Annotated in this window: 20 protein-coding genes and 1 pseudogene; 14 read left to right on the top strand and 7 right to left on the bottom strand. The window is 61.9% G+C overall.

Going from position 1 to position 20,601, the window contains the following annotated elements; all coding sequences use genetic code 11:
• Positions 1-173: 173 nt before the first annotated feature.
• Positions 174-551, bottom strand: coding sequence for a COG4315 family predicted lipoprotein (locus MESCI_RS20785; protein WP_013531915.1), 378 nt, complete (start codon positions 549-551; stop codon positions 174-176).
• 185 nt (positions 552-736) lie between these two features.
• Here MESCI_RS20785 and MESCI_RS20780 point away from each other — a divergent pair, with 185 nt between their 5' ends.
• From MESCI_RS20780 to MESCI_RS20750, 7 genes and pseudogenes are all read left to right on the top strand, one after another.
• Entirely contained in the window at positions 737-1,483 is a 747-nt protein-coding gene (locus tag MESCI_RS20780) for a cytochrome c biogenesis CcdA family protein (protein ID WP_013531914.1), read from the top strand.
• Between the two features lie 82 nt (positions 1,484-1,565).
• Entirely contained in the window at positions 1,566-2,003 is a 438-nt protein-coding gene (locus MESCI_RS20775; protein ID WP_013531913.1) for a hypothetical protein, read from the top strand.
• 147 nt (positions 2,004-2,150) lie between these two features.
• The gene (gene glmU, locus MESCI_RS20770; RefSeq protein WP_013531912.1) at positions 2,151-3,506 is read left to right on the top strand and encodes a bifunctional UDP-N-acetylglucosamine diphosphorylase/glucosamine-1-phosphate N-acetyltransferase GlmU; all 1,356 of its coding nucleotides are present in this window, start codon (positions 2,151-2,153) and stop codon (positions 3,504-3,506) included.
• Positions 3,507-3,678: 172 nt separating this feature from the next.
• The gene (glmS, locus tag MESCI_RS20765) at positions 3,679-5,502 is read left to right on the top strand and encodes a glutamine--fructose-6-phosphate transaminase (isomerizing) (protein WP_013531911.1); all 1,824 of its coding nucleotides are present in this window, start codon (positions 3,679-3,681) and stop codon (positions 5,500-5,502) included.
• Positions 5,503-5,515: 13 nt separating this feature from the next.
• Positions 5,516-5,698: pseudogene (locus MESCI_RS20760) on the top strand (type II toxin-antitoxin system RelE/ParE family toxin); the annotation flags it as partial.
• Between the two features lie 37 nt (positions 5,699-5,735).
• A complete protein-coding gene (locus MESCI_RS20755) occupies positions 5,736-6,035 on the top strand; it encodes a HigA family addiction module antitoxin (RefSeq protein WP_013531910.1) in 300 nt (99 codons plus the stop codon).
• A gap of 80 nt (positions 6,036-6,115) precedes the next feature.
• The gene (locus MESCI_RS20750) at positions 6,116-6,871 is read left to right on the top strand and encodes a DUF502 domain-containing protein (protein WP_013531909.1); all 756 of its coding nucleotides are present in this window, start codon (positions 6,116-6,118) and stop codon (positions 6,869-6,871) included.
• Here the strand turns inward: MESCI_RS20750 and recG are convergent.
• Entirely contained in the window at positions 6,823-8,931 is a 2,109-nt protein-coding gene (gene recG, locus MESCI_RS20745) for an ATP-dependent DNA helicase RecG (protein ID WP_013531908.1), read from the bottom strand. The two genes, MESCI_RS20750 and recG, sit on opposite strands and share 49 nt — an antisense overlap.
• 92 nt (positions 8,932-9,023) lie before the next feature.
• Here recG and MESCI_RS20740 point away from each other — a divergent pair, with 92 nt between their 5' ends.
• From MESCI_RS20740 to MESCI_RS20730, 3 genes are all read left to right on the top strand, one after another.
• Entirely contained in the window at positions 9,024-9,311 is a 288-nt protein-coding gene (locus tag MESCI_RS20740) for a succinate dehydrogenase assembly factor 2 (RefSeq protein ID WP_013531907.1), read from the top strand.
• Between the two features lie 73 nt (positions 9,312-9,384).
• On the top strand, positions 9,385-12,882 hold the full coding sequence (gene mfd / locus MESCI_RS20735) for a transcription-repair coupling factor (RefSeq protein ID WP_013531906.1): 3,498 nt from the start codon (positions 9,385-9,387) through the stop codon (positions 12,880-12,882).
• A 134-nt stretch (positions 12,883-13,016) separates the two neighbouring features.
• Complete coding sequence (locus tag MESCI_RS20730) at positions 13,017-14,390, top strand: class II 3-deoxy-7-phosphoheptulonate synthase (RefSeq protein WP_013531905.1); 1,374 nt, start codon at positions 13,017-13,019, stop codon at positions 14,388-14,390.
• Between the two features lie 69 nt (positions 14,391-14,459).
• On the opposite strand, the gene MESCI_RS20725 is transcribed toward MESCI_RS20730, so the two are convergent.
• The 3 genes from MESCI_RS20725 to MESCI_RS20715 form a co-directional block, all read right to left on the bottom strand.
• A complete protein-coding gene (locus MESCI_RS20725; protein ID WP_013531904.1) occupies positions 14,460-15,227 on the bottom strand; it encodes an RES family NAD+ phosphorylase in 768 nt (255 codons plus the stop codon).
• Positions 15,187-15,561, bottom strand: coding sequence for an MbcA/ParS/Xre antitoxin family protein (locus MESCI_RS20720; protein WP_013531903.1), 375 nt, complete (start codon positions 15,559-15,561; stop codon positions 15,187-15,189). Before MESCI_RS20720 ends, MESCI_RS20725 begins: the two co-directional genes overlap by 41 nt.
• 90 nt (positions 15,562-15,651) lie before the next feature.
• Complete coding sequence (locus tag MESCI_RS20715) at positions 15,652-16,719, bottom strand: GGDEF domain-containing protein (protein WP_013531902.1); 1,068 nt, start codon at positions 16,717-16,719, stop codon at positions 15,652-15,654.
• Between the two features lie 412 nt (positions 16,720-17,131).
• On the opposite strand from MESCI_RS20715, the gene MESCI_RS20710 reads away from it, so the two are divergent.
• The 3 genes from MESCI_RS20710 to MESCI_RS20700 all read left to right on the top strand — a co-directional run bounded on the left by MESCI_RS20710 (position 17,132) and on the right by MESCI_RS20700 (position 18,617).
• A complete protein-coding gene (locus tag MESCI_RS20710) occupies positions 17,132-17,548 on the top strand; it encodes a GFA family protein (RefSeq protein WP_013531901.1) in 417 nt (138 codons plus the stop codon).
• Between the two features lie 81 nt (positions 17,549-17,629).
• On the top strand, positions 17,630-17,989 hold the full coding sequence (locus MESCI_RS20705) for a diacylglycerol kinase (RefSeq protein WP_013531900.1): 360 nt from the start codon (positions 17,630-17,632) through the stop codon (positions 17,987-17,989).
• A 40-nt stretch (positions 17,990-18,029) separates the two neighbouring features.
• Positions 18,030-18,617, top strand: a complete 588-nt coding sequence (locus tag MESCI_RS20700; protein WP_013531899.1) for a hemerythrin domain-containing protein — start codon at positions 18,030-18,032, stop codon at positions 18,615-18,617.
• A 3-nt stretch (positions 18,618-18,620) separates the two neighbouring features.
• On the opposite strand, the gene MESCI_RS20695 is transcribed toward MESCI_RS20700, so the two are convergent.
• Positions 18,621-19,208 carry a DedA family protein gene (locus tag MESCI_RS20695; protein ID WP_013531898.1) on the bottom strand — a complete coding sequence of 196 codons (588 nt, stop codon included), beginning with the start codon at positions 19,206-19,208 and terminating at the stop codon, positions 18,621-18,623.
• Entirely contained in the window at positions 19,205-19,768 is a 564-nt protein-coding gene (locus tag MESCI_RS20690) for a DUF1003 domain-containing protein (RefSeq protein WP_013531897.1), read from the bottom strand. Before MESCI_RS20690 ends, MESCI_RS20695 begins: the two co-directional genes overlap by 4 nt.
• Before the next feature lie 92 nt (positions 19,769-19,860).
• Between MESCI_RS20690 and MESCI_RS20685 the strand changes: the two genes are divergently transcribed.
• Entirely contained in the window at positions 19,861-20,577 is a 717-nt protein-coding gene (locus tag MESCI_RS20685) for a DNA-3-methyladenine glycosylase I (RefSeq protein ID WP_013531896.1), read from the top strand.
• The last annotated feature ends 24 nt before the right edge of the window (positions 20,578-20,601 follow it).

Genomic DNA, 20,601 nt, shown 5'->3' with positions numbered 1-20,601 from the left:
GATGGTGGGTCTGAGTCAGCGGAAACGACCCGATTCATTTTCCGCCGAGTCGTTGAAATGCTGCCCAAACCAGGACGGGCGACATTATAACGGGCTGTTCGATGCCGGCCGCCGGATGGCATGGAGATGCCCGGCGACCAGCCCTTGTCCCGCCAGCAGCGGGACTGGCGTGCTTAGTCGGCCTTGACGATATACCAGACTTCGCCGACGCCGTCGCCGGTCACATCGCCGGGCTTCTTGTCCTTTATGAAGGTGTAGACCGGCTTGCCGTCATAGGCCCACATCTTGGTGCCGTCGGTGCGGTCGACGACGCTCCACTCGTCATCCGCCTTGGCGCCGGCTTCGGCTTTCAGCGGCGGCCAGTTGGTGGCGCATTTGTCGTAGCAGTTGCTCTTGCCCTTCTCGTCCTTGTCATAGGTGTAAAGCGTCATGCCATTGGCGTCGGTGTAGATCTTGGCGCCATTGACCTCGGCTTCCTTCCACGCGTCGGCAGCGAAGGATGCGGCGGTGCTGAGCAGAAGCGCTGCCAGTCCTGCGGTTATGGTTTTCATGGAAATCTCCTGACTGATATCTGGAGACGCGCGGGAAATCGCGGCCTCACAGCATCAACGCCTGCGGGCTGTCGTTTCTTCCTGGCAAGTGCGTCGGGCAATGGATGATCTTGCCAACACAATGGTGATTGGTGGACAAGGCTGCGCGTCGCTATATCGGCGTCACGACATTGGAGTTCTTGGAAATGGCATTGGACATCGGCTATGTCAGCGCGGTCGGGGCTGGGGCGATTTCGTTCCTGTCGCCTTGCGTGCTGCCGCTGGTGCCGCCTTATCTCTGTTATATGGCCGGCGTCTCGGTCGACGATTTCCGTGGCAATGCGGGTGCGACAGCGCGTGAAGGCGCACGCGGCGCGCTGATCTATTCTTCGATCGCCTTCGTGCTCGGCTTCTCGACCGTCTTTGTCGCGCTCGGCGCCGGCGCCTCGACCATCGGCCGGCTGCTACGCGTCTGGCAGGAGCCGCTGGCCATGGGCGCAGGCGTGCTGATCATCCTGATGGGCCTGAATTTCCTCGGCGTCCTGCGCATTCCGCTGCTGTCACGCGAGGCGCGCTTCCAGTCACAGGGAAAGCCGGCAAGTGCGGTCGCGGCTTATGTCATGGGGCTGGCTTTCGCCTTCGGCTGGACGCCCTGCATCGGCCCGGTTTTGGGACCGATCCTGACGCTGGCCGGCGGCCGTGAAACGGTGGGCGAGGGCGCGCTGCTGCTCGCCGCCTATTCGCTGGGGCTGGGCATCCCGTTCCTGATCGCCGCGCTGTTTTCCGGCGCCTTCATGCGCTTCCTCGGCAAATTCCGCGTCCATCTCGGCCGCGTCGAAAAGGCCATCGGCGCGCTGCTGGTGATCGCCGGCGTGTTTTTTCTGACTGGTGGCGTGCAGACCGTGTCGTATTGGCTGCTGGAGAATTTTCCAGTGCTGGGGCGGCTGGGGTAGTCTCCCCCCGCACGGGAACGATGCACACCAGCCCGCATTTGCAGTGCCGTTGACCAACACTTTTTCGAGCCGGGAGGCGAGAATGGTAGCCAAGGCGGATGTGCGAAAATTCTTCAAGGCCTATGAGAAAATCTACAATGACGCGATCGCCGACACCGTCGATCTCAACGACGTCGCGGACATGTATTCGGCGGGTTTTGTCTCGGTGACGCCGGCGGCGGTCATGGTTGGCGAGAATGGCGAGCAGTTGAAGGCCATTATGACAAAGGGTTTTGAGGCCTATCGTGCCCTCGGCAGCAAGAGAATGACCTGCGTCGATGTCTCGGTGATGCCAATCGATCAGGACCATTGCGTGGCTGAGGTAAACTGGTCCGGTGACTATGAACGCAAGGATGGGAGTCTCGTGACCATCGACTTTGCGATCAACTATCTCGTCGAAAAGCGCGATGGCAAGCTGAAGGTGTTTGGCTGGATATCGGGTGACGAGCAGGCGGAATTCAGGAAACACGGCCTGTTGTAGGGGTGCTGACTGCCGAATTCTGTCCTAAGACCCGCTGATTAAGAGTCAGCTGCTCCGCCATCTCACCGGAATTTAACCGCATTGGTGAAGCATGGGCCCACTGCTATCCTGTCTTGATTCCCAACCCTTTCATATGGTTGCCCTTCCATGAGCCAGAGATCCTGCCTGTCCGTCATCCTCGCCGCCGGCGAAGGCACGCGCATGAAGAGCGTGCTGCCGAAGGTGCTGCACCAGATTGGCGGCCTGCCGATGGTCGCCCATGTGGTGAAGGCAGCGGAAGAGGCGGGTGCCGGCAGCCAGGCGCTGGTGATCGGCCATGGCGCCGACGAGATGCGCAAGGCCGCGGCAAAGTTCGCGCCCAAGGCCGAGACTTTCGTGCAGGAAAAGCGCCTTGGCACCGCGCACGCCGTGCTTGCCGCGCGCGATGCAATATCAAAGGGTTATGACGATATCCTGGTCATGTTCGGGGACACGCCGCTGATCGATGCAGATGCGCTGACCGTGGCGCGGCTGAAACTGGCTGAAGGCGCTGCCGTCGTCGTGATCGGCTTCCGCCCGCCCAGTCCGACTGGTTATGGCCGGTTGATCGAAAAGGACGGCAAGCTGACCGCCATCCGCGAGGAGAAGGACTGCTCCGAGGAGGAGAGGAAAATAACCTTCTGCAATGCCGGCATGATGGCGGTGGCCGGCGCCCATGCGCTGGCGCTGCTCGATCGGGTCGGCAACAAAAATGCAAAGGGCGAGTATTATCTCACCGATATTGTCGAGATCGCCAGTGCGCGAGGCCTCAATGTCGTGGCCACCGAAGCCAGTTTCGAAAGCGCGCTCGGCATCAACAACCGCGCCGAACTGGCGCAAGCCGAAGCCATCTGGCAGGCGCGCCGGCGGCATGAGGCGATGCTGTCGGGCGTGACGCTGATCGCGCCGGAGACCGTGTATTTCTCGCATGACACCGAGATTGGCACTGATACCATCGTCGAGCCCAATGTCTGGTTCGGTCCGGGTGTGAAGATTGCCACGGGCGCCAAGATCCATGCGTTCAGCCATATCGAGGGCGCCACCATTGCGTCCAATTGCGATGTCGGGCCGTACGCGCGGCTGCGGCCGGGTGCCGATCTCAGGAACAAGGCCAAGGTCGGCAATTTCTGCGAGGTCAAGCAGGCGGTTATCGAAGAGGGCGCCAAGGTCAACCATTTGACCTATATCGGCGACGCCCGTGTTGGTGCTGGGGCCAATATCGGCGCCGGCACCATTACCTGCAATTATGACGGCTATTCGAAATTCTTCACCGACATCGGCGAGGGCGCTTTTGTCGGCTCCAATTCGTCGCTGGTGGCGCCTGTCACCATCGGCAAGGGCGGCTACATCGCCTCAGGCAGCGTGATCACCGAAAGCGTGCCCGACGACGCGCTGGCCTTCGGCCGCGCCCGCCAGAAGACCATTCCAGGCAAGGGCAAGGAGTTGCGCGAGCGCTTTGCTTCGGCGGCGGCGAAGAAAAAGTAAGACCAGCCCGCAAACCGAACGATTGCAGTAACCGGATTGCAAGAGCGGCCTGTCATGGTGCATCGACAGAATGAGCGTTCCGTTATACGGGACGAAATGCAATGTGACTTTCCACGGCAGGCTGGCCATCCCTAAATAGCGCTGGTTTTCCGGGGAATCGGGGGCTTTCTGCATGTGCGGTATCGTTGGAATCGTCGGCCACTCGCAGGTTGCGCCGCTCATCGTCGATGCGCTGAAGCGGTTGGAGTACCGTGGCTATGATTCGGCCGGCGTCGCGACCATCGAGCGTGGCGAACTCGCCCGCCGCCGCGCCGAAGGCAAGTTGATCAACCTGGAGCGCCGGCTCAAGGACGAGCCGCTCGATGGCACGATCGGCATCGGCCACACGCGCTGGGCGACGCATGGCGTGCCCAACGAGACCAATGCGCATCCGCATTTTTCCGACGGCGTCGCCATCGTCCACAACGGCATCATCGAGAATTTCGCCGAACTGCGCGACGAACTGGTCCGCGACGGCTATTCTTTTTCGTCGCAGACCGACACCGAGGTCGTGGCGCATCTGGTGGCCCGCGAACTCGCCAAGGGGCTGAATCCGGTCGAAGCCGCGCACCAGGCGCTGAAGCGGCTGGAAGGCGCCTTTGCGCTGGCGATCATGTTCAAAGGCGACGAGGATTTGATCGTCGGCGCCCGCAACGGTCCGCCTTTGGCCGTCGGCCATGGCGATGGCGAGATGTTCCTGGGCTCCGACGCCATCGCGCTCGCCCCGTTCACCAATTCGATCACCTATCTGGAAGATGGCGACTGGGCGGTGGTGCGCCGTGGCGGTGTCACCATCTTCGACATTGACGGCACAAAGGTCGACCGCAAACGCCAGCAGTCGCTGTCGACCAGCTTCATGGTCGACAAGGGCAACCGACGCCATTTCATGGAAAAGGAAATCCATGAGCAGCCCGAGGTGATCTCGCACACCTTGGCGCATTACGTGGATTTCGTCTCCGGAGTGTCGAAGCCGCTCGACCTGCCGTTCGACTTCGCCAAAATTGGTCGGCTGGCGATCTCGGCCTGCGGCACGGCGTATCTGGCCGGCCTGATCGGCAAGTACTGGTTCGAACGCTACGCGCGCCTGCCCGTCGACATCGATGTCGCCTCCGAATTCCGTTACCGCGAAATGCCGCTGTCGAAGAACGATGCGGCGTTTTTCATCTCGCAATCGGGCGAGACCGCCGACACGCTGGCCTCGCTGCGTTATTGCCGCAAAGCCGGCATGAAGATCGGCGCGATCGTCAATGTGCGCGAATCGACCATGGCGCGCGAATCCGACGTCGTGCTGCCGACGCTTGCCGGACCCGAGATCGGCGTCGCCTCGACCAAGGCCTTCACCTGCCAGCTTTCCGTGCTGGCCGCGCTTGCGGTGCGCGCTGGCGTGGCGCGCGGTATGATTTCGAAGGAACAGGAGAAAACCCTGGTGCGCGCGCTTTCGGAAGCGCCGCGCTACGCCAACCAGGTGCTCAAGCTTGAAGAGCAGATCGAGCGGATCGCGCGCGAACTCTCGCGCTACAAGGACGTGCTCTATCTCGGCCGCGACACCAACTTCCCGCTGGCCATGGAAGGCGCGTTGAAACTCAAGGAAATCTCCTACATCCACGCCGAAGGCTATGCAGCCGGCGAACTGAAGCATGGGCCGATCGCGCTGATCGACGAGAACATGCCGGTCATCGTCATCGCGCCGCATGACCGGATCTTCGAGAAAACCGTTTCCAACATGCAGGAAGTGGCGGCGCGCGGCGGCAAGATCATCCTGATCACCGACAGCAAGGGCGCGGCGCAGGTGAGCGTGAAGACGATGGAAACAATCGTGCTGCCGGATGTGCCCGAAATCATCTCGCCGATCATCTATGCGCTGCCGATACAGATGCTGGCCTATTTCACCGCCGTGTTCATGGGCACCGACGTCGACCAGCCACGCAATCTGGCGAAATCGGTGACGGTGGAATAGGTATCGTCAAATCTTGCGCGCAATTGCCAATGCTGCCCAACTGAATGACCTTCGATCGCCGCCCGGAAATCATCTTGAAGCCCTGAACTGGAGCCGAGCCGGACAGCATTCAATTCGCATCAACGACCAGTGGCGCATCTGCTTCAAATGGACCGCTGCTGGCGCTGAAGACGTGGAGATCGTCGATTACCATTGAGCAGGCACTTGCCCTGAACCCTTGAGGACCCTGAACTATGCTCAAGTTCGCACGTCCAGTTCATCCTGGAGAATTCCTGCGTGAAGAATATCTCGTCCCGCTCGGCATGAGTGCAGGCGCACTGGCGAAAAAGCTCAACCTTCCGCGCACCCGTATCGAACGCATTGCCAAGGAAGAGATCGGCCTGACTCCCGATACCGCTCTTCGCCTCGCCAGATTTTTCAACACCACGCCCGAATTCTGGATGAATTTTCAACAGGCCTATGAGCTTGAAACCGAAGCCAGAAAGCTGGCGCCGGAGCTCGAGAAGATTGAGCCGTTGGAAGTAGCGGCATAATCGGCTCTTTAAAAACTTCGCAGTTCCAAAGCTTCGTCCGGTTCACTAATGTTGCGCTGCAACCCGCGCTCCGGTGAACCATGTCCGACGCTCCCAAGACCTCCGGCATGACCCGGCTGAGGAACTATTTCCTCACGGGCTTCATCGTCTGCGCGCCCTTGGCGATCACCGCCTACATTGCCTGGTCGTTCATCGGCTGGGTCGATTCCTGGGTGAAGCCTTATATTCCGGCCCGCTACAGCCCTGACACCTACCTGTCGTTTCCGGTGCCGGGGTTCGGACTGATCGTGGCGCTTATCCTGATCACGCTGATCGGTTTCCTGACGGCAAACATCGTCGGCCGCGCCATCGTCAATTTCGGCGAGCGCCTGCTTGGCCGCATGCCGCTGGTGCGCGGCATCTACGGCTCGCTGAAACAGATTTTCGAGACCGTGCTGTCGAACAAGGGCGACATGTTCCGCCAGGTCGGGCTGGTCGAATATCCGCGCAAGGGCGTGTGGTCGCTGGTGTTCGTCGCCAGTGAAAAGGAAACCGAGATCAACCAGAAGCTCGACCAGGAAGGCGATCCGCTGATCGCCGTATTCATGCCGTGCACGCCAAACCCGACCACGGGCTTCCTGATGTATGTGCCGAAGTCGGACATCGTGCTGCTCGACATGACGATCGAGGATGGCGCCAAGCTGATCGTCTCCGCCGGTCTGGTGGCGCCCGAAGTAAAGCAAATGGTTGTCGTGAATGGCGAGCCGATCGAAGGGATGCTCGCCAACCCTTCGGTTGCCGCCCTGGCTCAGCCGGCGCGCAGAAGCCGCACGGCTTCGTCACGACCGAACAAGTAAAGCAGCAGGCGCAACGCCTCACCACGCTGCGATTGCAGCTCCGGATCGCGTGACAGGATCAGCCTGGCATCGTCGCGGGCGGCCTCCAGAAGGTCGGCATGCGCCTCGATGCGAGCCACCTGGAAGCCCGGCGTGCCCGACTGGCGGGTGCCCAGCAATTCGCCTTCGCCGCGCAGCTTCAGGTCCTCCTCGGCGATCAGGAACCCATCCTCGGTCTCGCGCATCACCGACAGCCGGCGTTTTGCGGTCTCGCCGAGCGGGTCCTTGTAGAGCAGCACGCATGAGGAGGGCTTGTCACCGCGTCCGACCCGGCCGCGCAGCTGGTGCAGTTGGGCCAGGCCGAAGCGCTCTGCATGCTCGATGACCATGACGGTGGCGTCCGGCACGTCGACGCCGACCTCGATGACGGTGGTGGCGATCAGGATGCGTGTCTCGCCCTGCTTGAAGGCGCGCATCGCCTCGTCCTTCTCGGCACCCTTCAAGCGGCCGTGAACGAGACCGATGCGATCGCCGAACAATGGTTTCAGCGAGGCGAAGCGGTCTTCGGCCGACATCAGTTTGATCTCTTCGGATTCCTCGACCAGCGGACAGATCCAGTAGATCTTCTGGCCGCCGGCGACGGCGTCCACCATGCGGGCGACCAGTTCGTCGAGCCGCTCGAGCGGCAGCGTAACGGTACGGATCGGCTGGCGGCCGGCCGGTTTTTCCGTCAGTTTCGACACGTCCATGTCACCGAAAGCGGTCAGCACCAGGGTGCGCGGGATAGGAGTGGCCGTCATCACCAACATGTCTGGCGCGTCGCCCTTGGCGGTGATGGCAAGCCGCTGATGGACGCCGAAACGGTGCTGCTCGTCGATCACGGCAAAGACCAGATCGTGGAAGGTGACGGTCTCCTGGAACAGCGCGTGGGTGCCGACGACGATGTCGATCTCGCCGCTTGCCAGGCCGGCCAGCGTATCCGCGCGTTCGCGGCCCTTCTCGCGACCGGTGAGGATGGCGATGCGAAGCCCTACCTTGGCGGCAAGCGGCGTGATGGTCGCAAGATGCTGGCGCGCCAGGATTTCGGTCGGTGCCATCAAGGCTGCCTGGCCGCCGGCCTCGACGGCACGCGCCATGGCCAGCAGCGCGACGACAGTCTTGCCGGAACCGACATCGCCCTGCAGAAGCCGCAGCATGCGCTCTGGGTCGGCGAGGTCGGCATTGATTTCGGCCAGCGCAAACTCCTGGCTTGATGTCAGCGAATAGGGCAGTGCGGCCCGCAGTTTTTCGACGATGCGGCCGTCGCCGACCAGGGGTCGCCCGGACAGCCTGCGGACTTTCGCTCGCACCAGCGCCAGCGAGACCTGGCTCGCCAGCAACTCGTCATAGGCGAGCCGCCGCCAGGCGGCACCATCGATGGAGACGTCAATCGGGTCGGCCGGATTGTGGATGCGGGCAAGCGCATCGCCAACGGCCGCAAAGGTGTGCCGCCGCATGAAGGCGCCGTCCTGCCATTCGGGAAATTCAGGCACGCGCGTCAGCGCCTGGCCGATCGCCCGGCGCAGCACCTTGCCCGAGAGCCCGGCTGTCAGGGGATAGACCGGTTCGACCAGTGGCAGGTTTTCCGCCTCGCTGGCCAGCGCAATATGGTCGGGGTGGACCATGCTCGGGCGGCCGTTGAACCATTCCATGCGGCCCGAGACCACGACATGCTCGCCCTCGGGCATCGCCTTTTCGAGATAGGAGGCGTGAGCATGGAAGAAGGTCAGCGCGATCTCTCCGGTATCGTCATGGGCGAAGACCCGGTAGGGCACCGACCTGTTGCCACGCGGTGGCGGCTGGTGGCGGTCGATGCGCACATCGAGCGTGACGATCTGGCCTTCCGCGGATCCCGCGATACCAGGCCGACTGCGCCGGTCGATGACGGTGTGCGGCAGCACGAACAGAAGATCGCCGGCACGCGCCGCGCGGTCGCCGAGATCGGCCGGAACAACCTTCTCGATCAGCGCGCCGACTTTCGGTCCGACGCCCGCAAGCGACGTGATCGGGACAAACAAGGGATCGAGGATGGTCGGGCGCATGATGTCAGCTTATGTTGCGACGGCGGCAGCGCAAGGCTGACAGCCCCTTCTATCCACGCTATATGCGCCGCAGCAAGCAAGGATGCGGTACGATGACCGGAACGACGAGATCAAGCGAGGGGCTGGACGTGCGCCGCCGCAAGCTTCTGTTTCGCTCCTGGCATCGCGGCATGCGCGAGATGGACCTGATCCTCGGCACTTTCGCCGACGCTGAGATCGGCGTCTTGACCAACGAGGAAATCGACCAATATGAGAGGCTCCTCGACATTCCCGATACCGAATTCCTGCCCATGGTCACCGGCGAACGCCCGGTTCCGGCCGATATCGATTGTGCCGTCCTGCGAAAGATCCTGGCTTTCCGCCGCTCTCTGACATTCTGAACACAAGCAATTCCAGGAAAAGTAACGAAGCGGTTTTCCGTTCGGAATTGCGATAAAACAAGACCGTGATTTCATGAGCCTCATTCCCACCATCGGTCTGCCGAAAGGCCGCGCCGGTCAGTTCATCGTCGATGGCGTCGCCGACGGCTACGAAGCCTTTGCGCTGGTGCAGGCGGCGCTCGAGATCGCGCCCGACAAGCCGGTTCTGTTCGTCGCGCGCGACGGTCAGCGCCTGCCGGCGATCATCGAGGCATTGTCCTTCGCGGCCCCCGGCCTGCCGGTGCTGGAACTGCCGGCCTGGGATTGCTTGCCCTACGACCGCGTCTCGCCCGGCTCCGATGCGGCCGCCAAGCGCCTCGATGCGCTGACCGCCATGATCGCTCTGGCGAAGAAGCCGCACCGCGCCGTCATCCTCACCACCGCCAATGCGCTGCTGCAGCGCATTCCGCCGTCCGAGTTGGTCGAGGCGCAGACTTTTCATGCCAGGCCCGGCAACCAGATCGACATGAACGCACTGGTCTCGCGGCTGGAAACGTCCGGTTTCGAGCGTGTGCCGACAGTGCGCGGCATCGGCGAGTTCGCGGTGCGCGGCGGCATTCTCGACCTGTTCGCTCCCGGCTGGACCGAGGCGCTCAGGCTCGATTTCTTCGGCGACACGCTGGAATCGATCCGTGTGTTCGACGCCGCCACGCAGCGCACCACCGGTCAACGCAAGTCGATGGCGCTGCAAGCGATGAGCGAGGTGGCGCTGACGCCGGAAACCATCAGCCGCTTCCGCCGCTCCTATATCGAAGCCTTCGGCGCACCGCAGCGCGACGACGGGCTCTATGCGGCGGTCAGCGAAGGGCGTCGCTTCGCTGGCATGGAGCACTGGCTGCCGTTCTTCTACGAACGGCTGGAGACGGTGTTCGACTATCTGCCTGACACGCCTGTCATCTTCGACCATCTGGCGCATGAGGCGCTGGCCGAGCGCCACACGCTGATCCTCGATCACTACGAGGCGCGCAGGAAGCAGGCCGACGGCGCGCTGAAGGATGCGGTGCCCTATAAGCCAGTCGCGCCGGACCTGCTCTATCTCTCCCCGGAAAACCTGATCACCTCGCTCGGGCCGCGCGAAGCGATCGACTTTACGCCATTCGACGCGCCCGACATTGGCGCCAAGAAGGTCTATCATGCCGGTTCGCGCCACGGCCGCAGCTTCGTCGAGGAGCGCGCCGATCCGAACGCCAACGTGTTCGATGTCGTCGTCAAACACATCGCCGATGAGCGCGCGGCGCGCCGCCGCGTCGTCATCGCCGGCTGGACCGAAGGCTCGCTCGACCGGCTTGGCCAGATCCTCGCCGAACACCATCTCGGCAACCTCAAGCAGGTCGTGACGCTGGCGGAAGCCGAAAAGCTCGAGCCGGGGCAGGCGGCCCTGGCCGTGCTGCCGCTCGAATCCGGCTTCGAGACCGAAAAACTGGTCGTCGTCGCCGAACAGGACATTTTGGGCGACCGGCTGATCCGGCGCTCGAAACGCAAGAAGCGTCCCTCGGATTTCATTGCCGAGGCCTCGGCGCTGTCGGCCGGCGACATTGTCGTCCATGCCGACCACGGCATTGGCCGTTTCATTGGCCTGCGCACCATCGAAGCGGTCGGCGCACCGCATGACTGCCTGGAAATCCACTATGCCGGCGACGACCGGCTGTTCCTGCCGGTGGAAAACATCGAACTCCTGTCGCGCTACGGTTCTGACACGGCCGAGGCGACGCTGGACAAGCTTGGCGGCGGCGCCTGGCAGTCGCGCAAAGCGCGGCTGAGGAAGCGCCTGCTCGACATGGCCGGTCAATTGATCCGCATCGCCGCCGAGCGGCAGATGCGCTCGGCGCCGCCACTGGTGCCGGCAGAAGGCCTCTATGGCGAGTTCGCCGCCCGCTTTCCCTATGAAGAGACCGACGACCAACAGACGGCCATCGATTCGGTGCGCGACGATCTTGCTGCCGGCAAGCCGATGGACCGGCTGATCTGCGGCGATGTCGGTTTCGGCAAGACCGAAGTGGCGCTGCGTGCCGCCTTCATCGCGGCGATGGAAGGTTTTCAGGTGGCGGTGGTGGTGCCGACGACATTGCTGTCACGCCAGCATTTCAAGACGTTTTCGCAGCGGTTTTCCGGCCTGCCGATCCGCGTCGCCCAGGCGTCGCGGCTGGTCGGCGCCAAGGAACTGGCCGAGACCAAGAAAGGCATCGCCGAAGGCCAGGTCGACATCGTCATCGGCACGCACGCGCTGCTCGGTTCCGCGATCTCGTTCAAGAACCTTGGTCTGCTGATCATCGACGAAGAGCAGCATTTTGGCGTCAAGCACAAGGAACGGCTGAAGGACCTGAAGACCGACGTGCACGTGCTGACGCTGTCGGCGACGCCGATCCCGCGAACGCTGCAACTGGCGTTGACTGGGGTGCGCGAGCTGTCGCTGATCGCCACGCCGCCGGTCGATCGCATGGCGGTGCGCACCTTCATATCGCCCTTCGATCCGCTGGTGATCCGCGAGACGCTGCTGCGCGAACGCTATCGCGGTGGCCATTCCTTCTATGTGGTGCCGCGCATCAGCGATCTCTCGGAAATACATGATTTCCTGAAGGAATCCGTGCCGGAGTTGAAGGTGGCGGTGGCTCATGGCCAGATGCCGCCGGGCGAACTCGACGACATCATGAATGCCTTTTATGACGGCCAGTACGACGTGCTGTTGTCGACCACCATCGTCGAATCCGGCCTTGATATTCCGACCGCCAACACGCTGATCATCCACCGCGCCGACATGTTCGGCCTGTCGCAGCTCTACCAATTGCGCGGCCGCGTCGGCCGTTCGAAGGTGCGGGCCTACGCGCTGTTCACGCTGCCGGCCAACCGCAAGCTGACCGACACCGCCGAGCGGAGGCTCAAGGTGCTGCAATCGCTCGACACTCTGGGCGCCGGCTTCCAACTGGCCAGCCACGACCTCGATATCAGAGGCGCCGGCAATCTTCTCGGCGAGGAGCAGTCCGGACACATCAAAGAGGTCGGCTTCGAACTCTACCAGCAGATGCTGGAAGAAGCCGTCGCCGAGGTGAAGGATTCGGGCGAGGTGCAGGATGGCGGCTGGTCGCCGCAGATTGCCGTCGGCACGGCGGTGATGATCCCGGAAAGCTATGTTCCGGACCTGCAGCTCCGGCTGGCGCTTTATCGCCGTCTCGGCGATCTCGAAAACACCGAGGAAATCGACGCTTTCGGCGCCGAGCTGATCGACCGCTTCGGCCCGCTGCCGGAGGAGGTGAAGCATCTGTTGAAGATCGTCTTCATCAAGGCGCTCTGCCGCAAGGCCAATGTCGAAAAACTCGACGCCGGGCCGAAGGGCGTCGTCATCCATTTCCGCAAGCGCGAATTCTCCAACCCGGTCGGGCTGGTCAAGTTCATTGGCGAACAGGGATCGTTGGCCAAGATCCGGCCGGACCACAGTGTCGTCTTCGTGCGCGACTGGCCGACAGCCGAGAAGAGGCTGGCGGGCTCGGCGGTCGTCATGACGCAGTTGGCACGGCTGGTGGAGAAGGCGGCGTAGCTAGCCTCGGACCATTCGCCAGCGCTGAAATTCCGGTCTAGAATAGGAAATCGGCTTCGTGTATGGAGCCGCGATCCCCAATTGGGGCGGGAATGGCGGAGTATAGGCCGCTGGAAAGAGCGTTGGGTGCAGCGATGACGAAATGGTCGCCGAATTCGTGGAGAGCAAAGCCGATCAAGCAGGTTCCTGCTTATCCGGACCTCGCCGCGCTGAAGAACACGGAAGCCCAGCTCGCAACCTTTCCGCCGCTGGTTTTTGCCGGTGAGGCGCGCAAGCTCAAGAAGCAGCTCGCTTCGGTCGCTGCTGGTGACGCATTCCTCCTTCAGGGTGGCGATTGCGCCGAGAGCTTCGCCGAGCATGGCGCGGACAACATCCGCGACTTTTTCCGCGTCTTCCTGCAGATGTCGGTGGTGCTGACCTTCGCCGGCGCGCAGCCGGTGGTCAAGGTCGGCCGCGTTGCCGGCCAGTTCGCCAAGCCGCGCTCGTCCGACAATGAGACCAAGGGCGAGGTGACGCTGCCCAGCTATCGCGGCGACATCATCAACGGCATCGAATTCGACCCGAAGTCGCGCATTCCGGATCCCGCTCGCCAGGAGATGGCGTACCGCCAGTCGGCGGCGACGCTCAACCTTCTGCGCGCCTTCGCGCAAGGCGGCTATGCCAGCCTGGAGAATGTGCACCGCTGGATGCTCGGCTTCGTGTCCGACAGCCCGCAGGGCGAGAAATACGAGTCGCTCGCCAACCGCATCACCGAGACGATGGACTTCATGAAGGCCGTCGGCATCACTTCGGAAACCAACTACGCGCTGCGCGAGACCGATTTCTATACCAGCCATGAGGCGCTGCTGCTCGGCTACGAGGAGGCGCTGACGCGTGTCGATTCGACCTCCGGCGACTGGTACGCTACCTCGGGCCATATGATCTGGATCGGCGACCGCACCCGCCAGCCCGACCATGCGCATGTCGAATATTGCCGCGGCATCAAGAACCCGCTCGGCCTGAAATGCGGTCCGTCGCTGACGCCGGACGGCTTGCTGGAGCTGATCGACTTGCTCAACCCCGAAAATGAACCCGGCCGGCTGACGCTGATTGCACGTTTCGGCTCCGACAAGGTCGCCGACCATCTGCCGAAGCTGGTTCGCGCGGTGCAGAAGGAAGGCCGCTCCGTGGTGTGGTCGTCGGACCCGATGCACGGCAACACGATCGAGGCCGCCGGCTACAAGACGCGGCCGTTCGACCGCATCCTGAAGGAGGTTCAGACCTTCTTCGAAGTGCACCGCGCCGAAGGCACGCATCCGGGCGGCATCCATGTCGAGATGACCGGCAAGAACGTCACCGAATGCACCGGTGGCGCGCGCGCCATCACCGCCGAGGAGTTGCAGGACCGCTACCACACCCATTGCGACCCGCGCCTCAACGCCGACCAGGCGATCGAACTGGCGTTCCTGGTGTCAGACCTGCTCAAGAAGAGCCACCCGGTGCAGCACAAGCAGGTTGCGAACGGTTAAGCTCGATTTCGGCCTGAACGGCTGACGGAAAAAGCGCTGGAGAAATCCGGCGCTTTTCTTTTGGTTGGTTCAGTGCCCGCGTTCCCAGCGCAGGCCGGCGAGTCTGGGGTCAGCAAACGCCGTCCTTGAAAACTCGATGCGCTTTTCCGGAAACTCGCAGATCGCCTGCACGCCGAACGCCCCAAGCCGGATGCGCCAGGTCCGCGGCTCCAGCGGCTTTGCCTTGGCAAAGCCGCGGCAGGTCAGCAGCGCAATGTTGGCGCCCTTGGGATCGCGCGCCGAGCGGTAGCGGATCGCCTCCAGCCCGGCCTCGCGGGCAGTATCGGCAATGGCTTGGCAAGCGGCATAGTCGGTCGGATGCGTCCATGCCGTTGCGTCACGATCGAGCGGCGGCCGGGTGAGATCGATCACCTTGGCGCATTTGATCGCGGCCGCAAAGGCCGTGTATTCGGCGGCGTCGCTTGGCCAGGGTGTTTTGGGCGACTCGGCAAAGAACAGCAGCCGGTAGAAGGCCATTTCGGCCACCGCGGTCATCATGGTCTCGGCCGCATAGTAGACGCCCTTGGTCCTGCCGGCACGGCGGAAGCGCGAACCGTGCGGATAGACCGAGCCGTAGCGGAAGGGCGTCGCCAGGAGATAGTGGAGATGGCGGCATTCAATTGGGATCTGCGGCTTGGTTTCCTCGATCAGGTCTTCCAGCATCGCCTGTTCGTCGAGCGTGTCGACGATTTTCAGCGTCGAGACATGGTGCTGCGCTTCGACCATGCGCCAGTACTTGCTGTCGATGCCGACGGTCTCAGACGAGAGCGCGTCGGGAGTCCAGATAGGCAATGACATCGACGAGCCCGGTGATGGTGAGGATCTTTTCAAGCGGAGCAGCGTCGAACGCCGTGTTGGCGTTCTTCAGCCATGCCCGGGCGACGACCGCGTCGCCGCCGACAATGGCGTCGAGCGAGCGGAACAGCCTGACGAACAACACGGCAAGCTCGAATGGCTTGGTGCCGCGCTCGAGCACGAATTCGTTCCTGCGCATGCGCGAAACCGTGGCCTCCGAAACTCCGATCACCGAGGCCAGCATTCTGGCGGTGATGTCCAGCAGATCGGCCGCGCGCACCGTTGCCTTGGTCAGGACTGCATTCTCGGCTGTCTTGGCAGCGGTTTGAGATTGCATTGCGACGCCTTCCTGTTTCTGTGGAAAATATAGGCCACGAAAATTCATATGGAAAGGGGCCGGACGCAAAACGATCTGCAAACGGGAGACTCAGTCCTTCTTGTAGAGCAGCCAGCTCTTGCCGGCTCGGCCAGCCATCGTCGAGTGCCTGGTGACGCGGTTGCGGCCGCTGACCTTCGAGCGATAGAGCGCCCGGTCGGCCTTGGTGTAGAGATCTTCGGGTCCTTCGGCTTCGGACGCCATGCAGATACCCATCGAGACGGTGACGGTGCCGTAATTCGTGCCCGTCTGGCTGCTGGTGAACGGCGTCTGCTCGATCAGGGCACGAATACGCTCTGCAACGTCATAGGTGGCGTCCTCGCTGGCGCCCTCGACGATCAGCGCGAACTCCTCGCCGCCGGTGCGAGCAACGAACATGTCGCCGCGAATGCTGGTCTGGAAGATATCGGCGATGCTCTGGATGATCTTGTCGCCGACCGGGTGGCCGAAGCGGTCGTTGATGTCCTTGAAGCGGTCGATGTCGGCAAGGACCAGGGCGTTGAACAGGATACCCCTGTTGCTGTTGTAGATCCTGGTGATTTCCTTGTCGAAGGCGCGGCGATTCCAGATGTGGGTCAAGGGATCGGTGTCGGCCAACCGTTTGTATTCCTCGAGCTTCGATTTGACGGTCTCGAGTTCGGCCGTCTTGTCGCTGAGCGTCGAGGCCACCTGCCGGCCGTGATCGATCGTCGAATTGGTGGCAACCGCCATGGCGTTGGCGATCTTGTGCAAAAGATCCTGGGAAAGAAGGCTGCGGCCGTTGAGGCCGCTCGATGTCTCATCGAGGATCCTGCCGTATTTCTCGATATGGCTGCGCTCGCTCCGCAGCAGTGAAGCAACCGCCTCGAGCTCCCTGGCAATGACGTCTCGGGCATGCTCGACGATGCCGGGACCATGGTTGTGGGCAAAGAAAGTGCGCCCGATCTGATCCAGTTCATCCTGTGTCGGCCGGCTGCTCAGCGAAACGACGGCCAGGCTGAGTTCGCGATTGGTGCCGCTCAGGGCCTCATAGAAGATCTCGTAATTGCGCGGCAGGCCGAGCACGCCCAACTGGCGCATTGTCGCGACAACAGTGGCTGCGATGTCGGTGCGTTCGGTCGGGACAGCTGCCGGCTGCATTCTGGTTCTTCCCCCGGATGATCCGCGGAATTCGCGGATCCCCTTTTGTCGCCGAACCCTGGGGAATGCGACCGACGCTTCGGAACAACTTGCGAAGGGATGCGTCCCCACCCACGGCCTTCACTTGCAGGGTGACCATAAATGCGCTGTCGCTAAAGTTCTCTTAACTGGCGAAGGTTCCGCGGGTTTTCTCTGTCTGCGGGCTGTAAAAGCTCTGGTTCGCGCGTCCAACAGTTGGAAACAACGCCGGTGCAGCGGCCTGAATTCGCGATTCGCGCATCGCACGCTTCAAAATGAAACCGAATTTTCGGATTCTCCACGCCAGTACATGTCGCATTTGCTTGCGTGCGTGCGCCGCAAAGCTGGAATCCTGAAGGCGATGCCAGGCACTTTTCTTTCAAGGAGGATCGACGTGAGTGGTGGTCACCAGGGATCGTGTCTGTGTGGAGCCGTCCGCTTCAGAACGAACGGAGCGTTGCGTGGCGTCGTCTATTGTCATTGCTCGCAATGCCGCAAGCAGAGCGGACATTTCTATGCCGCGACCAATGTTGCCAATGTCGACATCGTGATCGATGGCGTGGAAAGTATCACCTGGTACGAAGCCTCTACCTTCGCCAGGCGTGGGTTCTGCAAGGCATGCGGGTCGGTGCTGTTCTGGAAGCCGCGAGACCAGGACTACGTTTCAGTCATGGCGGGATCGTTCGACAAGCCGACAGGTCTTGAGGGGGAATGCCATATTTTCGTTGGTGACAAGGGCGACTATTATTCGATCGACGACGGGCTGCCGCAGTTTGAAAAGTCGACACCGTCCATACCGGTTGCTGAATGAATCTTGGACAAGTCACCTTATTCCATTGATCTGGCCAGCCATTGCATTATCCCGTGCCGGTGATTCGCAAAGGGGTTTGGCATGCAGCGGCTGATCGACGCTTATTTCAATTCGGTGCGGGCGTTTCGCAAGCTGGCCGCCAGCGAGAAGGCTTTCCAGCAGGAGCTGATGCTGCTGGCGCTGGCACTGCCGCTCGGCTGGTTCGTTTCGATCTCGTGGCGCGGTTATGCCTTGCTGGTCGGCGCGGTGCTGCTCTTGATCATGGTCGAGGTGCTGAACACCGGCATCGAGGCGGCATGCGACGCTTTCAGCCGCGAGTTCAATGTCGACATCCAGTTGGCCAAGGATTGCGGTTCGCTGGCGGTGCTGATTTCGGTGCTCATCGTCGCCGGTGTCTGGGGCATCGCCATTATCGAGCGGATCACTGGGCTACCGATCTAGCCTTTCGATGCCTATATGCCAGTCACCAAAGGAGACTGTCATGGCCGGGGCCGCCAATTTTCTGCTTCTCGAACGCGTGGGCCTGCCAGACGATCTGCGCTGGCTCGTCGAAAAATACCCGCGTGAAAACTGGCAGGACCATGCCAACGTCCACGGCATCGCCAATATGTGGCTGCAGCGGCACGACATGTTCCGCGAACTTGGCGGCATGCTGGCCAACGGCATTGACGACTTCCGTGAGGGACGGCTGACGGCGCCTGATTTCGCGCGCTGGTTCGCGCCGCGCCTCAATCATTTTCTTGGGCATCTCGACGGTCACCACAATGTCGAGGATTATCAATATTTCCCGGTCTTCGCCAAGGCCGAGCCCCGTTTGAAGCGCGGCTTCGAGATTCTCGATGCCGACCACCACACCATCCATGAAGGGCTGGAGCGCAATGCCGAGGCGGCCAATGCCTTCATCAAGACGCTGCAGGAGAGCGAAGACAGACAGCGCTTTGCAGCCGACGCCTATGCCGACGAAAACAGCCGGCTGATCGCCATGCTGACAAGACATCTTGCCGACGAGGAAGACCTGATCATACCGCTCATCCTCGATCGGGGGGATCGGGCGCTCGGGGTGGATTGACGATCAGCCTTCCCTGGCGCGTTCCCTCCTGGCGATGTGACGGGCGACGAGCCATGCCAGAACGGCCACGGTCAGGCCGATGCCAAGACCGATCAGCAACCGTTCGTGATGCATCAGCGCCTGGCCGATGAAGTGCTCTGCGCCAAGTCCAAAGACATAACCGATCGTACCGAACAGCACCGCCCAGACCGCCGATGAAAGCGCGTTGAGGATGACGAAGCGCGGCGCTGTGATATTGGAGAGCCCGGCTGCAATGCCGCCGACGAGACGCATGCCGTAGATATAGCGGTTCGACAGCACGAAAATGTCGGGATGGGTGTTGAGCAGGCGAAAGGCGCGGCGAAAGCCGGGCCGCTTGCGCAATCTGACGACATAGGGATGGTCGGCAAAGCTTCGTCCGAGGATGAAGAAGAAAGTGTCGCCGACAAAGGCGCCGAGGCCGGCCGCAAGGACGGCGTGCCACAGCACGAAGACCTGCTGGTGGGCGAAGAAGCCGCCGAGAATGGCAGCACTTTCGCCCTCCGCGATGCAACCGACAAAGACCGCGAGCAGCCCGTATTGTTCGATGAAATGGTGGATCGCGTCGGTCATGAAGCCGACTGCTGCGAAGACAGCCTTTCGTCGATCCGCTTGATCATCTCGGTCAGTTGCACGATCTCGTCGCGCATGCCGAGAATCTGGCCGTGGCGCAGTTCATCCAGCTTTTCATGCAGCGCCATGATCTCGATCTCGGCTTTCAGGTTGACCTCGTAATCGTGGGCGGCGTCGATGCGGTCGCGTTCGGTCTGGCGGTTCTGCGCCATCATGATCACCGGCGCTTGCAAGGCGGCTACCATCGACAAAACGAGATTGAGGAAGATGAACGGGTAGGGATCGAAGGCGTCACGCGACAGGAGCCAGACATTGCTCGCCGTCCATAGAACCAGAAAGGCGATGAAGGTCAGGATGAAGGACCATGACCCGCCGATGCGGGCGATCGTATCGGCAAGCCGGTCGCCGAAGGTCTGGTGGAAGGCAACGGCCTTGTTGGTGTCGCGCGAGATGGTGGTGCGTTCGAGCGTCGATTGCAGCACCCGGCTTTCGAGCTGGCTGAGGCCGTCCGGCCGCCGCTTGAGCCAGCGGTTCGCCAGATCGTCGATCGTCTTGTTCATGGCCATCTCCAGGGTCTTAGGCTTGCCGTAAGAGGTAGAGGCTGCCGGCTCACACGGGAAGTGTTAGATTGATTCCAGTTGCCGAGGGACCAATGACCGATTTCAAGAAAATTCGCGCTCGCGCCGCAAAACGTAAGGGCGGCGAAGAGGAACTGACGTCGCTGCTTGGTCCGGCGCCTGACAATGCCGCCGTGGCTGACATCCCCGATGACCGCATTCTCTCCATTATGGCTGAGCGCGTCTTCGCCGCCGGTTTCGTCTGGCGCGTCATCGAGCAGAAATGGCCTGGCTTCGAGGAGGCGTTTCTGCGCTTCGAGCCGAAGCGGCTGTTGTTCCAGCCCGATGATTTCTGGCACGATCTGACGGCCGACCAGCGCATCGTACGCAACCCGCAGAAGATCAAATCCGTTCGCGACAATGCTGCCTTTGTCGAGCGTGTGTCGAAGGAATATGGCGGTTTCGGCAAATTCCTTGCGGAATGGCCCGATGATGACCAGGTCGGGCTGATGGCCTGGCTCGGCAAGCATGGCAGCCGGCTGGGCGGCAATACGGGCCAGTATTTCCTGCGCTGGCTGGGTTGGGATGCGTTCGTCATCTCGGGCGATATGGCTGCGGCGTTGCGTGACGCCGGCCTCGACATCGCCGAAAGCCCAACTTCGAAGAAGGACCTGGACAAGATCCAGAGGCAAATCAATCAATGGGCAGCGGAGACGCATCTGCCGCGCCGCCATATTTCACGCATCCTGGCGATGTCGATCGGCGAGAACCATTCGCCGCAAGCGCTGCGCGAATATATGGGCGACGACTGATACGTGGTCGCTTGCCACGATCGG

The organism is Mesorhizobium ciceri biovar biserrulae WSM1271 (assembly GCF_000185905.1).
GTDB lineage: Bacteria > Pseudomonadota > Alphaproteobacteria > Rhizobiales > Rhizobiaceae > Mesorhizobium > Mesorhizobium ciceri.
The sequence above is the reverse complement of the archived record's forward strand: the minus strand, read 5'-3'. Positions and strand labels throughout refer to the sequence as shown.